Raw genomic sequence first — 13,631 nt, forward strand, 5'->3', positions numbered from 1 at the left:
CGACTCAGTGAATCCGCATGCCTGGCTTGGCACCTGGCCATGGGTGCAGGACGTGAATGCCGGGTTCGGCTTTCTCGTCCGCGTGGCTGGCGGCGAGCACCATGCCTTCGGAAATGCCAAATTTCATCTTGCGTGGGGCCAAGTTGGCCACCATCACGGTGAGTTTGCCCACCAAGTCTTCGGGCTTGTACATGCTGGCGATGCCGCTGAACACATTGCGCGTTTTGCCTTCACCCACGTTGAGTGTGAGGCGCAGCAGTTTGGTGGAGCCTTCCACCGCTTCGCAGTTGACGATTTCGGCGATGCGCAAATCGATCTTGGCAAAGTCGTCGATGCTGATGGTGGGGGCGATTTCTTCGCCACCGGGGGTGACTTTTTCTTCCACCACGGCTGGTGGCTCAAACAAGGCTTCGAGTTGTTCGGGGGTGACGCGTTGCATGAGGTGTTGGTAGGGCTGAATGTGGGTCACGTAGCCTGTGGCGTTCCAGTTTTGCATGGGCGTGCCGGTGAAGGCTTCAACGGCTTGCGCGAGTGCTGGCAACACGGGGGCCAAGTAGCGGCTCAGCTCGGCAAAGGCGTTGATGAGCAACGAGCACACTTGGTGCAGGGCTTCGTTGTTGGCCGCGTCTTTGGCCAAGTCCCACGGCTTGTGTTGGTCCACATAAGCGTTGACCTTGTCGGCCAGCAACATGATTTCGCGGGCGGCTTTGCCGTATTCGCGGGCGTCGTAGGCTTGGGCGATGCTGTCTTTGGCGGCGTGAATGTCGTTCAACAACGCAGTGCCTTGCTCGCCAAAACTTTGTGTGAGTTTGCCTTCAAAGCGCTTGGTCAAGAAGCCCGCCGCACGCGACGCGATGTTGACGAACTTGCCAATCAAATCGCTGTTCACGCGCAGCATGAAGTCTTCGGCGTTGAAGTCCACGTCTTCGTTTTTGTTGTTCAGCTTGGTGGCCAAGTAATAGCGCAGCCACTCGGGGTTCATGCCGAGGCTGAGGTACTTGAGCGGGTCGAGGCCCGTGCCACGGCTCTTGCTCATTTTTTCGCCGTTGTTCACGGTGAGGAAGCCATGCACAAACACGTTGTTGGGCGTTTTGCGGCCGCTGAAGTGCAGCATGGCGGGCCAGAACAGCGTGTGGAACGTGACGATGTCTTTGCCAATGAAGTGGTATTGCTCCAGCTTGTCGTTGGCCATGTAGGCGTCGTAGTTCTCACCGCGCTTGTCGAGCAAGTGTTTCAGCGAGGCCAAGTAGCCCACGGGCGCGTCGAGCCACACATAAAAGTATTTGCCCGGCGCGTCTGGAATTTCGATACCAAAGTAAGGTGCATCACGCGAAATGTCCCAATCGCCCAAGCCTTCACTGGTGGTGCCATCGGGGTTGGTGCGCACAGTGAACCACTCTTTGACCTTGTTGGCCACTTCGGGCTGCAGCTTGCCGTCTTGGGTCCACTTCTCTAAAAACGCCACACAGCGAGGGTCAGACAGCTTGAAGAAGAAGTGCTCTGAGCTTTTCAGTTCAGGCTTGGCGCCCGACAAAGCGGAGAAGGGGTTGATGAGGTCGGTGGGCGCGTAAACCGCGCCGCACACTTCGCAGTTGTCGCCGTATTGGTCGTGGGCGTGGCACTTGGGGCACTCGCCTTTGATGAAGCGGTCGGGTAAGAACATGTTCTTCTCGGGGTCGAAGAACTGGTCAATCGTGCGGCGCTCAATCAGCGAGCCGCCTTCAGATGCAGGGATGTCGCGCAGGTCACGGTAAATCTGGCGGGCCAGCTCGTGGTTCTCGGGCGCGTCGGTGCTGTGCCAGTTGTCAAACTGGATGTGAAAGCCGTCCAAATACGGCTTGCGGCCTGCAGCGATGTTGGCCACAAACTGCTGCGGGGTGATGCCCGCCTTCTCGGCGGCAATCATGATGGGCGCGCCGTGTGTGTCGTCTGCGCCCACGAAATCCACCTGGTGGCCCTGCATGCGCTGGAAGCGCACCCAGATGTCGGCCTGGATGTACTCCATGATGTGGCCGATGTGGAAGTTGCCGTTGGCGTAGGGCAGGGCGGTGGTGACGAAAAGCTGGCGCTGTGACATTTAGAACAAGACCTTTGAACAAGGGGGTGGATTTTAGTTCCTGCAAAATTTGCCCATGAACCTCCCCAGCTTTGACGAATTCAAACAAACCTCCTTGGCCGCTGGCTTTGACGAAGTGCTGGCCCGCGACTGGGCGCCGCACACCGTGTTGGCCACCCACACCCACCCGTTTGCCGTGCAAGCCGTGGTGACGCAGGGCGAGATGTGGCTGACCGTGGATGGCCAAACCCAACACCTGTTGCGAGGCTCGACCTTTGAACTGGCCCGTGATGTGCCCCATGACGAGCGCTACGGCGCGGAGGGCGCGACGTATTGGGTGGCGCGCAAAAACGGCTGATCCGCACTCAGTCGCGGGGATGACCTGTGTTTTATGCGGTCAAACGCACCGCGCTAGACTTGCGCGCAATTCCTATTTCTAGAACGAAGAAGCTTTTATGGCCCTGAACGAACAAAACCTGACCGCCGCCCTGCAGACGGTCATCGACCCCAACACCGGCAAAGACTTTGTTACCACCAAAGCGCTCAAAAATTTACAAATTCAAGGCGGCGATGTGTCGTTTGACGTGGTGCTCGGCTACCCCGCCAAGAGCCAAATTGCAGGTTTTCGCAAAGCGCTGATTGCCGCAGCCAAAGGCGTGGCGGGCGTGGACAACGTGTCGGCCAACATCACCATGAACATCGTGGCGCACGCGGCTCAGCGCGGCGTGGCCTTGTTGCCGCAAGTGAAAAACATCATTGCTGTGGCCTCGGGCAAGGGCGGCGTGGGCAAAAGCACTACCGCCGCCAACTTGGCCTTGGCCTTGGCCGCCGAAGGGGCCAGCGTGGGCTTGCTCGATGCCGACATTTACGGCCCCAGCCAGCCCATGATGATGGGCATCGAAGGCCGCCCCGAGAGCACCGACGGCCAAACCATGGACCCACTCGAGAACTACGGCGTGCAAGTCATGTCCATCGGTTTCTTGGTGGACCAAGACGAAGCCATGATCTGGCGCGGCCCCATGGCCACCCAAGCGTTGGAGCAGTTGCTGCGCCAAACCAATTGGAAGGCGCTGGACTATTTGATCGTCGACATGCCCCCCGGCACGGGCGACATCCAGCTCACGCTGAGCCAGCGCGTGCCCATGACCGGTGCGGTGATCGTCACCACGCCGCAAGACATCGCTTTGTTGGACGCCAAAAAAGGCATCAAGATGTTCGAGAAGGTGGGCGTGCCCATCCTGGGTTTGGTCGAAAACATGGCCGTGCACGTCTGTACCCAATGCGGCCACATCGAACACATCTTTGGCGCCGACGGCGGCAAAAAGATGGCGGAGCAATACAACATGGACTACTTGGGCGCTTTGCCCTTGAACATGCAAATCCGCCTGCAAGCCGACAGTGGCAAACCCACGGTGGTCGCCGATCCTGACGGCGATGTTGCAGGCATCTACAAGGCGGTGGCCCGCCAAGTGGCGGTGAAAATTGCGGCCAAGGCCAAAGACTTCTCCAGCAAGTTCCCCAGCATCAAGATTTCTAAAGACACCTGATCGTCGGTTTTCTCGGCTTCTCACCCGCAAGCGCGCACGTGTTCGCGGGTTTTTGCTATCTGCACTATTTTGCAGTTCAGGTCGAATTTGCATTAAAGTGCAGCCATGTCTTTTTCCGACGACGACCTGTCCCGCCATCCGTTTCTCACCACACTCGGCGAGCGCGTGCGCACCTTGCGAGCGCGCCGTGGCCTCACGCGCAAAGCGGTGGCGCAGGCAGCGCGGGTGTCTGAGCGGCACTTGGCCAATTTGGAGTCAGGCACTGGCAACGCTTCCATCCTGATCTTGTTGCAAGTCGCGCAGGCGTTGCAATGCACGATTTTTGAGCTGTTGGGCGACGTGACCACGTCTTCGCCCGAATGGCTGTTGATTCGTGAATTGCTCGAAAAGCGCAACGAAGGCGAGTTGCGCCGCGTGCGTCAGCAGATTGGCGACATGTTTGGCACCCATGGCGACGAGCGGGCACGCAGCAACCGCATCGCGCTGGTGGGCTTGCGCGGTGCAGGCAAAACCACTTTGGGTCAGCGCTTGGCCGACGACTTGGGTTTCCCATTCATCGAGCTGAGCCGCGAGATCGAGAAGTTTGCCGGTTGCAGCATCAGCGAAATCCACAACCTTTATGGCACCAACGCGTACCGCCGTTACGAGCGGCGCGCCTTGGAAGAGGCGATTCAGATTTACCCCGAAGTGGTGATCGCCACACCCGGCGGCTTGGTGTCCGACTCGGCCACGTTCAATGAAACGCTGTCGCATTGCTTCACGGTGTGGCTCAAAGCGGCGCCCGAAGACCATTTGGGACGCGTTGCCGCGCAAGGCGACATGCGCCCGATGGCGGGCAGCAAAGAGGCGCTGGAAGATTTGAAGCGCATTTTGGAAGGCCGCTCGGCGTTCTATGCCAAAGCCGACCTCACCTTTGACACCAGTGCCCAGCCGCTGGACGACAGCTTTTTGGCGCTGCGCACCCAAGTGCGTCAGGCGCTGAAGCTGCCGCTTTAAGTTTCCTCAAGCCGTTTTCCCAGCCCTGCGACGGGTTTGCGTGGCCATGCTTGGCGCTCTCACACCTGCTCCGGCATAGGCATATTCCCTAGTATGCACAAAAATGCAGTTGCCATATTTGGAATATGCAATATGATGCACATCAAGGCGATGCACAGACAGCACGCAACGATCCAACGCCAAGCCACCCCTTCTGGAGATTCCCATGAGCCAAGCCACCACCGTCGACTACCAAATTGACCCCAGCCAGTACAAGCACTGGTCGGTCAAGTACGAAGGCGAAATCGCCACCTTGCAACTCAACATCAACGAAGACGGCGGCATTCGCCCTGGCTACAAATTGAAGCTCAACTCGTACGACTTGGGTGTGGACATTGAGTTGTACGACGCGTTGCAACGCATCCGCTTTGAGCACCCCGAAGTCAAGAGCGTGGTGGTGACCAGCTTGAAAGATCGCATCTTCTGCTCGGGCGCGAACATTTTCATGTTGGGCCTCTCGACCCACGCTTGGAAAGTGAACTTTTGCAAATTCACCAACGAAACCCGCAACGGCATTGAAGACTCCAGCCGCCACGATGGCCTGAAGTTTGTGGCTGCGGTGAACGGCGCTTGCGCGGGTGGTGGCTACGAATTGGCCTTGGCCTGTGACGACATCGTGTTGGTGGACGACCGTTCTTCCAGCGTGTCGTTGCCTGAAGTGCCCTTGCTCGGCGTGTTGCCCGGCACTGGCGGTTTGACCCGCGTGACTGACAAGCGCAAAGTTCGCCACGACCACGCCGACATCTTCTGCACCAGCGTGGAAGGCGTGCGGGGCCAAAAGGCCGTCGACTGGCGTTTGGTGGACGAGATCGCCAAGCCCGCCAAGTTTGCAGAGGCTGTGCAAGCCCGTGCCCAAAAATACGCCAGCAGCAGCAAGCGCCCAGGCGCTGCAGCGGCAGGCAAAGGCGTGACGCTGACACCGTTGCACAAAACCGTCACGGCTGACGCCTTGACTTACGAGTACGTGCAAGTCGCCATCGACCGTGCCAAGCGCACCGCTACCTTCACGGTCCACGCGCCTAAAGCGGCGGTGCCCACCACGGTGGCAGGCATCGAAGCTGCAGGCGTGAACTGGTACCCGCTGCAAATGGCTCGCGAGTTGGACGATGCCATTTTGAGCATGCGCACCAACGAACTCGACATCGGCACTTGGCTCTTGCGCACCGCAGGCGATGTGCAACTCGCCTTGGACTCAGACGCCGTGTTGGCCCAGCACCAAGCGCATTGGTTGGTCAATGAAACACTGGGCATGCTGCGCCGCACCTTGGCCCGCATCGATGTGTCGTCACGTTCTTTGTTCGCGTTGATCGACGAAGGTTCTTGTTTTGCCGGCACATTGGCTGAGTTGGCTTTTGCCGCCGACCGCGCTTACATGTTGGCTTTGCCTGATGCGCCTGAAAAAGCGCCCAAGTTGGCCTTGAGCGAACTCAACTTCGGTCACTTCCCCATGGTCAACCACCAGTCACGCTTGCAGCGTCGTTTCTACGAAGAAGTCACGGCCCTCGAGAACGTGCGTGCTGTTGTGGGTCAGCAGTTGGACGCTGACCAAGCCTTGGAACTTGGCTTGGTCACCGCTGCGCCCGACGACATCGATTGGGCCGATGAAATTCGCCTCGCCGTCGAAGAGCGTGCGGCCATGTCGCCCGACAGCTTGACCGGCTTGGAAGCCAACTTGCGCTTCTGCCAAAAGGAATCGATGGAAACCCGTATTTTTGGCCGCCTCTCGGCGTGGCAAAACTGGATCTTCCAACGCCCCAACGCCGTCGGCGAAAAGGGTGCCTTGAAGGTCTACGGCAAAGGCGAAAAAGTACAGTTCGACCTGAACCGCGTTTGATGTTTTGACGTTGTGCAGCGCGGTGCCCGGTGGTCCGCGTTGCAACCGAACTTTGACCCCACCGTTGCTTTTTAATTTCTGGAGACTCTCATGTCCGGTATCAACTACAGCGAAAAAATTCCTAACAACGTCAACCTGTCGGAAGACCGCACGTTGCAACGCGCCCTCGAACAGTGGCAGCCCAACTTCATCAACTGGTGGGACGACATGGGCCCCGAAGGCTCCACCGACATGGACGTGTACCTGCGCACGGCTGTCAGCGTCGACCCGCAAGGCTGGGCCCAGTTTGGCCACGTCAAGATGCGCGACTACCGTTGGGGCGTGTTCCTGAACCCCGGCGAGCAAGACCGCAAGATCCACTTTGGCGACCACATCGGTGAAAAAGCCTGGCAAGACGTGCCTGGCGAACACCGCGCCAACCTGCGCCGCATCATCGTGACGCAAGGCGACACCGAGCCCGCATCGGTCGAGCAGCAGCGCCACTTGGGCTTGACCGCCCCCAGCATGTACGACTTGCGCAACCTGTTCCAGATCAACGTCGAAGAAGGCCGCCACCTGTGGGCCATGGTCTACCTGCTGCACAAATACTTCGGCAAAGACGGCCGTGAAGAAGCCGATGCGCTGCTGCAACGCAACAGCGGCAACGAAGACAACCCCCGCATCCTGCAAGCCTTCAACGAGAAGACGCCCGACTGGTTGTCTTTCTTCATGTTCACCTACTTCACCGACCGTGACGGCAAGTTCCAGTTGTGCGCTCTGGCCGAATCCGCGTTCGACCCTCTGGCTCGCACCACCAAGTTCATGCTGACCGAAGAAGCACACCACATGTTTGTGGGCGAGTCCGGTGTGAGCCGCACCATCCAGCGCACCGTCGATGTGATGAACGAACTCAAAACCGACGATGTGGGCAAACTGCGCGCTGCCGGTGTGATCGATCTGCCGACCATCCAGCGTTACATCAACTTCCACTTCTCGGTGACCATCGACTTGTTCGGTGCCGACGAGTCGTCCAACGCTGCCACCTTCTACAGCTCTGGCTTGAAGGGCCGTTACGAAGAAGGCAAGCGTGGTGATGACCACATCCTGAAGGGCAACAGCTACAAGATCTTGTCCGTGGAAAACGGTTCCTTGGTTGAAAAAGAAGTGCCCATGCTCAACGCTTTGAACGAAGTGCTGCGCGACGACTACATCACCGACTCCAAAGGCGGCATCGACCGTTGGAACCGCGTGATCGCCAAGGCGGGCATTCCTTTCACTTTGAAGGCACCGCACAAGGCGTTCCACCGCAACATCGGTTCTTTGTCCGGCTCCAAGATCACGCCCGATGGCCAGGTGGTGACCGACGAGCAGTGGATGGCGCAAGTGGGCGAGTGGTTGCCAACCAACGAAGACCGCGCCTATGTGGCCAGCCTGATGGGCCGTGTCGTCGAGCCAGGCAAGTTCGCCAACTGGATCGCGCCACCCGTCATGGGCATCAACCGTCAGCCAGTGGACTTTGATTACGTCCGTTTCAACTGAGTTAAATTTGTGCCATGAACGCCACCACCGAACTTATTCAGCAGCATCTGATCGATCCAGAGATCTGTATCCGATGCAACACCTGTGAAGCCACTTGTCCGGTGGGGGCGATCACGCACGATTCCCGCAATTACGTGGTCATTGCCGACAAATGCAATTTGTGCATGGCCTGCGTGCCACCTTGCCCCACGGGCTCGATCGACAACTGGCGCAGCATGCCCAAAGCAGCGGCGTACAGCATCGAAGAGCAATTGACGTGGGACGAGCTGCCCGCAGCATTGACCGAAGCGGAGTTGCAAGCGGCAGGTGTGTCGGGCGATGCCTCTGCTGAACCACAAGCGAGCGCACCTTCTGCCGCATCTGCCAGCGCCACACCCGGTGAGGGCGAGTCCTTCAACTCGGGCGCCTTTGGTGCGAGCACACCGCCTTGGTCTGCCGCGCATCCGTACACCAATTTGCATGGCCCCAAAGCGCCTGTGACCGCCAGCGTGGTGGGCAATGTGCAGGTCAACGATGCAGGTACCGCCAACGAAACGCACCACATCGTGCTCGACTTTGGCAGCATGCCGTTTCCCGTGTTGGAAGGCCAGTCGATTGGCATCATCCCGCCGGGTGTGGACGCGCAAGGCAAGCCTCATCATGCCCGTCAGTACTCGATTGCCAGCCCACGTAATGGCGAGCGCCCTGGTTACAACAACCTGTCGTTGACGGTCAAGCGCGTGGTCGAAGACCACCAAGGCAAAGCCGTGCAAGGTGTGGCGTCTAACTTCTTGTGTGACATGAAAACGGGTGACACGGTGCAGGTGATTGGCCCCTTCGGTGCCAGCTTCTTGATGCCCAACCACCCCAAGTCGAACATCGTCATGATTTGCACAGGCACCGGCAGTGCGCCCATGCGCGCCATGACCGAGTGGCGTCGCCGCTTGCGCGCCAGTGGCAAGTTTGAAGGCGGCAAGCTCATGCTGTTCTTTGGGGCCCGGACCCAAGAAGAGTTGCCTTACTTTGGCCCGTTGCAAAAATTGCCCAAAGATTTCATCGACACCAACTTCGCGTTCTCGCGTACCGCCGGTCAACCCAAGCGCTATGTGCAAGACCTCATGCGCGAGCGCAGCGCCGATGTGGCGGCCTTGCTGAAAGACCCGAACACGTATTTCTATGTCTGCGGTTTGAAGAGCATGGAGGAGGGCGTGGTCATGGCGTTGCGCGACATCGCCAACGACGCGGGCTTAGGCTGGGACAACGTGGCTCCCGCATTGAAGCGCGAAGGGCGCTTGCATTTAGAGACGTATTAACCCCAGGTGAGGCGCAGGGCGGCGGGGGCCGGTACCATTGCCCCCCTATGAATCACCGTCCCAGTTTGCAAGTTGCTGTTGTCATGCGCCGCGAGCGTGTGCCTGGCGCCATGAGCCGTTGGCAAACTTGGCGTTGGGTGCTCCACGATGTGTTGGGCCATGACCTCACGCCGCACGAAGAACACTTTGGCACCGCACCGCGTTGTCTGCGCCAGACCGAGGATGAGCAGTTGTGGCTGCACCCCGGCTTCACTGTTGAACTCTTTAAAGACGATGCCGAGGGCTACTACCTCAACAGCACCACGCCCGCCCCTTGCTGGTTTGTGCTGTGGCGCATGGAAGAAGAACCTACCCTCAGCGACGAGGTGATGGCCGTGCCCACCATGGTCAGCCTGAGTTACCACGATGCAGGCCGCTGGCTAGATGCCCAAGAAAACGTGGACCAAGTGCCCGCCCCATCCGAGGTGGTGGCTTGGATGAATGCATTTATGGACGAGCATTGGGTGGTCGAGGCCAAGCGCCGCAAACGACCCGACAGTTTCAGAGCTTTGCAAGACCGTTTCGGTAACCCCGCCTCGGTAAGTACCGAAAAAATTCGCGGCGGTGGCATGGGCGGCGGCAACCCCGGAGGCACAGGTCATGGCCAATGACGAAACGCCTGCTGGTTTTTTAAGCCGCTGGTCGCGTCGCAAAGCCGAGGTGCGCGAAGGGCGCGTGTTGGAAGAGCCCGCACCGCCTCGCACCGTGTCGCAGCCCAGTGTCTCGCCTTCGGCGCGTGCAGCGGATGCCTTGCCACATGCTTTGCCCCTTGCTGCGGGCGAGCCAGGCGAAGCGGTGGTGCCGGCCGAGGTGCCCAAGCCAGAGGCTCCTACTTTGGCGGATGTCGAGCAACTCACGTCAGAGTCCAGCTACGCCAATTTCGTCGCCCGTGACGTGGCGCCTGAGGTCAAAAACGCCGCCATGAAAAAACTGTTCAGCGATCCGCACTTCAACGTGATGGACCGCATGGACATTTACATCGACGACTACGGCATTCCCGATCCTTTGCCTGCCGAGATGTTGCGCCAAATGACCAGTGCCAAGTTCTTGAACTTGTTCGACGACGAGCCAGCCCCTCATTCCGAAGGCGACACGACACCGCAGCCACCGACCGAAGTCGTGGCACAGTCCGTGCCTGCCGAAAACCCTTCACTCACAGATAGCCCTACGCATGACCACGCTGATTTGCGACTGCAACCAGACGCAGCCCCTCGACCCGCAGGCACTGAGCCAAAGCCTCTCTGAAAACCTCACGCTGCACACGGCCTTGTGCCGTCGTGAAGCGGGTGCGTTTGTGAAAGCCGTGCAAGGCACCGACGACGTCGTGGTGGCCTGCACCCAAGAGCAACGCTTGTTTGGCGATTTGGCGGTGGAGGCGCAAGCCAAAACCTCGGTCATCAAATTTGTGAACATTCGCGAAACCGGTGGCTGGAGCAGCGATGCCAAAAATGCGGCCCCCAAAATGGCCGCACTGTTGGCTGCTGCGCATTTGCCCGAGCCTGAGCCCGTCACCACCGTCACCTTCAAAAGTGCAGGGCGCTTGCTCATCTTGGGCGACATCGACCAAGCCGAAAAAGCAGCGGCCTTGTTGGCCGACACCTTGAACGTGACCCTCTTCACCCAAGGCGCGGGCGACGCCGGTGGTGCGCAAGAGCGCCGCTACCCGGTGTTGGGTGGCAAAGTGCTGCGCGTGGAGGGTTGGTTGGGCGCGTTCACCCTGACGTGGCAACGCAGCAACCCGATTGATTTGGATGTGTGCACCCGCTGCAACGCCTGTGTGGCTGCTTGCCCTGAACAGGCCATTGGCTTGGATTACCAAATCGACCTGAACAAATGCACCTCGCATCGCGACTGCGTGACCGCTTGCGGCGCCATTGGGGCGATTGATTTTCAGCGCGTGGCGCAAGAAGAAACCGCCGAGTTCGATTTGGTGCTCGACTTACGCGCCCACAGCGCGTTCAACCGCCATGCCTTGCCGCAAGGTTATTTCCGCGAAGCCAGCGTGGCCAACCTCTTGCGCTTGCGCGAGCTGGTGGGTGAGTTTGAGAAGCCCAAGTTCTTTGCCTACAAACAAAAGCTGTGCGCGCACAGCCGCAACGAGCAAGTGGGTTGCAATGCCTGCATCGACATTTGTTCTGCGGAAGCGGTCAGCTCGGACAAGTCGCGTCAGCAAATCAAGGTCAACCCCAACCTGTGTGTGGGGTGTGGCGCCTGCACCACCGTCTGCCCCACGGGGGCGTTGACCTATGGTTACCCGCGCGCCAGCGAGCAGGGGCAAAAGCTCAAAACCCTGCTGAGCACCTACCAAAAAGCAGGCGGCAAAGACGCCGTGATCTTGTTGCACAGCCAAGAGGCGGGCCAAGCGGTGGTGCAAGAGCTGGGCCGTGCGGCACAGCTCAAGTTGGCCCAAGGCGTGCCCGCGCATGTCATTCCTGTGTCGGTCTGGCACACGGCCAGCTTAGGCTTGGACGTGTGGTTGTCGGCCTTGGCTTATGGCGCAGCCCAAGTGCTGGTGCTGGTCACTGCCGAGGAGGCGCCGCAATACCTCGACGGTTTGCAAGCGCAGATGGACCAAGCGCAAGCCTTGTTGGAGGGCTTGGGTTTTGCAAAAGCCGCCCAAGCACCGGTGCAACTCGTGCGCGCCACACAAGCCCTCGAGTTGGATGCGGAGCTGCAACGCCTGACCACAGGCAAGTCGCGCTTGAGTGCTGCTATGCCTTTGGCCACCTTCGCGGTTGCGGCTGAAAAGCGCAGCACGCTGAATTTTGTGATCGACCACTTGCTCGAGCACGCGCCTGCCCTGAAAGCTGGCACGGCTCCCGAAGCCTTGGCCTTGCCTGCCGACGGTGCCTTGTTGGGCACGGTCGAGGTCAACAAAGACAGCTGCACCTTGTGCATGAGCTGCGTCAGCGCCTGTCCTGCCAATGCCTTGCAAGACAACCAGCAAGCACCGCAACTGCGCTTCTTTGAAAAGAACTGCGTGCAGTGCGGCTTGTGCGTCAGCACCTGCCCTGAGAAAGCGCTGAACTTGGTGCCGCGTTTGCTGTTGACGCCGCAGCGCAAAGAAGTGCGCGCGCTCAACGAAACCCAGCCGTATGGCTGTATTCGTTGTCGCAAACCCTTTGGCACGCTCAAAGGCGTGGAAGCCATGATTGGCAAATTGGCCGGCCATGCCATGTTCCAAGGGGCAGCGCTGGAGCGCCTCAAAATGTGCGGCGACTGCCGCGTGATCGATATTTATTCTGCTGGCGACGAGCAAAAAATCCTCTAAATTATTTGTATGACCGCACCTCACCTGACCTCCGCTCTTGATGAAGAAACCGCACGCGCCGAGCTGTACGGTCTGATTGCCGAGCTGTTTTATGCCCCGCCACGTCCAGAGCTGCTGGCGCAGTTGCGCGTGGCGCCCACCGAAGCGCCCACAGCCGGCGGGTTTTTGGAAGAGCCTTGGCGTCAATTGGTTGGCGTAGCCCGCGAGATGGACGATCTGAGCATTCAGCGCGAGCACGATGCTTTGTTTGGTGGCGTGGGCAAGCCCGAGGTGTATGCGTACGCCTCGCACTTCTTGACCGGTTTCTTGAACGAAAAGCCATTGGCCCAGTTGCGTACCGATTTGGCGGCCTTGGGGCTCACGCGCGATGCCACCACCATGTCTGAAACCGAAGACCATGTGTCGTACGTTTTCGAAGTCATGCGCTTTTTGGTGGCGGGCGATGATGTGTCGGTGTCCAACCTCACGCAGCAAGCCAAGTTCTTCGGCCATCATGTGCAAACGTGGCTGCCTGCGTTTTGCGATGCGTTGCAAGTCAATCCGCGTGCGCGCTTTTATGGCGCATTGGCCGAGTTGACACGCGCTTTTGTGAGCGTGGAGTCGCAAGGCTTTGACATGCTGACCTGAGTTGATTGAAAGCGTTTTGATTTTTCTTTTGAGAAGGGTTGAGGCGCTTTGGTGACAGAAAAGCGTTGTTTCGCCGAAGTACCCATACAGTTTGTTGGTTTTTTGGCGTAACTACGTATAGGACAAACCGCTTTATTCGATACAGTATGCAAAGTTGTGCATACGCACGAACCCACGAGGAGCAAGACATGCCAAAAGAACAATCCAAAGATCAAGTCGCACCATCGCGCCGTGGTTTTTTCATGGGCGCCGCAGCCGCTGGTGCTGCCGTGGCCGCCGTGACCGCATTGCCAGGTGTGAACGCACCTGAAGCCGCAGTGAAAGCACTGCCTCCCGCACCCGAAAACGGGGGCGGTTACAGCTTGAGCGAGCACGTCAAACGCTATTACCAGACCGCACGCGTCTGATCAGG

12 protein-coding genes are annotated in these 13,631 nt (G+C 59.0%); 11 read left to right on the plus strand and 1 reads right to left on the minus strand.

The features are described 5' to 3' along the window. Positions 1–4: 4 nt before the first annotated feature. On the minus strand, positions 5–2,077 hold the full coding sequence (metG, locus tag RMS95_RS01605) for a methionine--tRNA ligase (RefSeq protein WP_310642992.1): 2,073 nt from the start codon (positions 2,075–2,077) through the stop codon (positions 5–7). 55 nt (positions 2,078–2,132) lie between these two features. Between metG and RMS95_RS01610 the strand changes: the two genes are divergently transcribed. The 11 genes from RMS95_RS01610 to RMS95_RS01660 all read left to right on the plus strand — a co-directional run bounded on the left by RMS95_RS01610 (position 2,133) and on the right by RMS95_RS01660 (position 13,626). Then, on the plus strand, positions 2,133–2,414 hold the full coding sequence (locus RMS95_RS01610) for an AraC family ligand binding domain-containing protein (protein WP_310642994.1): 282 nt from the start codon (positions 2,133–2,135) through the stop codon (positions 2,412–2,414). Positions 2,415–2,511: 97 nt separating this feature from the next. Then, the gene (apbC, locus tag RMS95_RS01615) at positions 2,512–3,603 is read left to right on the plus strand and encodes an iron-sulfur cluster carrier protein ApbC (RefSeq protein ID WP_310642996.1); all 1,092 of its coding nucleotides are present in this window, start codon (positions 2,512–2,514) and stop codon (positions 3,601–3,603) included. Between the two features lie 105 nt (positions 3,604–3,708). Further along, positions 3,709–4,599 (plus strand): helix-turn-helix transcriptional regulator, encoded by an 891-nt coding sequence (locus RMS95_RS01620; RefSeq protein WP_310642998.1) that lies wholly within the window; start codon positions 3,709–3,711, stop codon positions 4,597–4,599. Positions 4,600–4,804: 205 nt separating this feature from the next. Beyond that, positions 4,805–6,472 (plus strand): 2,3-epoxybenzoyl-CoA dihydrolase, encoded by a 1,668-nt coding sequence (boxC, locus tag RMS95_RS01625; RefSeq protein WP_310642999.1) that lies wholly within the window; start codon positions 4,805–4,807, stop codon positions 6,470–6,472. Between the two features lie 90 nt (positions 6,473–6,562). Further along, positions 6,563–7,990 carry a benzoyl-CoA 2,3-epoxidase subunit BoxB gene (boxB, locus tag RMS95_RS01630; protein ID WP_310643001.1) on the plus strand — a complete coding sequence of 476 codons (1,428 nt, stop codon included), beginning with the start codon at positions 6,563–6,565 and terminating at the stop codon, positions 7,988–7,990. Positions 7,991–8,004: 14 nt separating this feature from the next. Next, the gene (boxA, locus tag RMS95_RS01635) at positions 8,005–9,282 is read left to right on the plus strand and encodes a benzoyl-CoA 2,3-epoxidase subunit BoxA (RefSeq protein WP_310643003.1); all 1,278 of its coding nucleotides are present in this window, start codon (positions 8,005–8,007) and stop codon (positions 9,280–9,282) included. 47 nt (positions 9,283–9,329) lie between these two features. Further along, a complete protein-coding gene (locus RMS95_RS01640; protein ID WP_310643005.1) occupies positions 9,330–9,932 on the plus strand; it encodes a DUF3305 domain-containing protein in 603 nt (200 codons plus the stop codon). Further along, a complete protein-coding gene (locus RMS95_RS01645) occupies positions 9,922–10,566 on the plus strand; it encodes a DUF3306 domain-containing protein (RefSeq protein WP_310643007.1) in 645 nt (214 codons plus the stop codon). Before RMS95_RS01640 ends, RMS95_RS01645 begins: the two co-directional genes overlap by 11 nt. Continuing rightward, complete coding sequence (locus RMS95_RS01650) at positions 10,493–12,592, plus strand: 4Fe-4S binding protein (RefSeq protein WP_310643009.1); 2,100 nt, start codon at positions 10,493–10,495, stop codon at positions 12,590–12,592. Before RMS95_RS01645 ends, RMS95_RS01650 begins: the two co-directional genes overlap by 74 nt. Positions 12,593–12,601: 9 nt before the next feature. After that, positions 12,602–13,219 carry a molecular chaperone TorD family protein gene (locus tag RMS95_RS01655; protein WP_310643010.1) on the plus strand — a complete coding sequence of 206 codons (618 nt, stop codon included), beginning with the start codon at positions 12,602–12,604 and terminating at the stop codon, positions 13,217–13,219. 188 nt (positions 13,220–13,407) lie between these two features. Further along, a complete protein-coding gene (locus RMS95_RS01660; protein WP_310643012.1) occupies positions 13,408–13,626 on the plus strand; it encodes a formate dehydrogenase in 219 nt (72 codons plus the stop codon). Positions 13,627–13,631: the final 5 nt, after the last annotated feature.

Source organism: Limnohabitans sp. (genome assembly GCF_031539175.1).
GTDB lineage: Bacteria > Pseudomonadota > Gammaproteobacteria > Burkholderiales > Burkholderiaceae_C > Limnohabitans.

Coding starts and splice junctions, on each gene's coding strand:
- RMS95_RS01655 (WP_310643010.1), top strand. CDS start 12,602: ATGACCGCACCTCACCTGACCTCCGCTCTTGATGAAGAAACCGCACGC.
- boxC (WP_310642999.1), top strand. CDS start 4,805: ATGAGCCAAGCCACCACCGTCGACTACCAAATTGACCCCAGCCAGTAC.
- RMS95_RS01620 (WP_310642998.1), top strand. CDS start 3,709: ATGTCTTTTTCCGACGACGACCTGTCCCGCCATCCGTTTCTCACCACA.
- metG (WP_310642992.1), bottom strand. CDS start 2,077: ATGTCACAGCGCCAGCTTTTCGTCACCACCGCCCTGCCCTACGCCAAC.
- boxB (WP_310643001.1), top strand. CDS start 6,563: ATGTCCGGTATCAACTACAGCGAAAAAATTCCTAACAACGTCAACCTG.
- RMS95_RS01640 (WP_310643005.1), top strand. CDS start 9,330: ATGAATCACCGTCCCAGTTTGCAAGTTGCTGTTGTCATGCGCCGCGAG.
- boxA (WP_310643003.1), top strand. CDS start 8,005: ATGAACGCCACCACCGAACTTATTCAGCAGCATCTGATCGATCCAGAG.
- RMS95_RS01660 (WP_310643012.1), top strand. CDS start 13,408: ATGCCAAAAGAACAATCCAAAGATCAAGTCGCACCATCGCGCCGTGGT.
- RMS95_RS01645 (WP_310643007.1), top strand. CDS start 9,922: ATGGCCAATGACGAAACGCCTGCTGGTTTTTTAAGCCGCTGGTCGCGT.
- RMS95_RS01650 (WP_310643009.1), top strand. CDS start 10,493: ATGACCACGCTGATTTGCGACTGCAACCAGACGCAGCCCCTCGACCCG.
- RMS95_RS01610 (WP_310642994.1), top strand. CDS start 2,133: ATGAACCTCCCCAGCTTTGACGAATTCAAACAAACCTCCTTGGCCGCT.
- apbC (WP_310642996.1), top strand. CDS start 2,512: ATGGCCCTGAACGAACAAAACCTGACCGCCGCCCTGCAGACGGTCATC.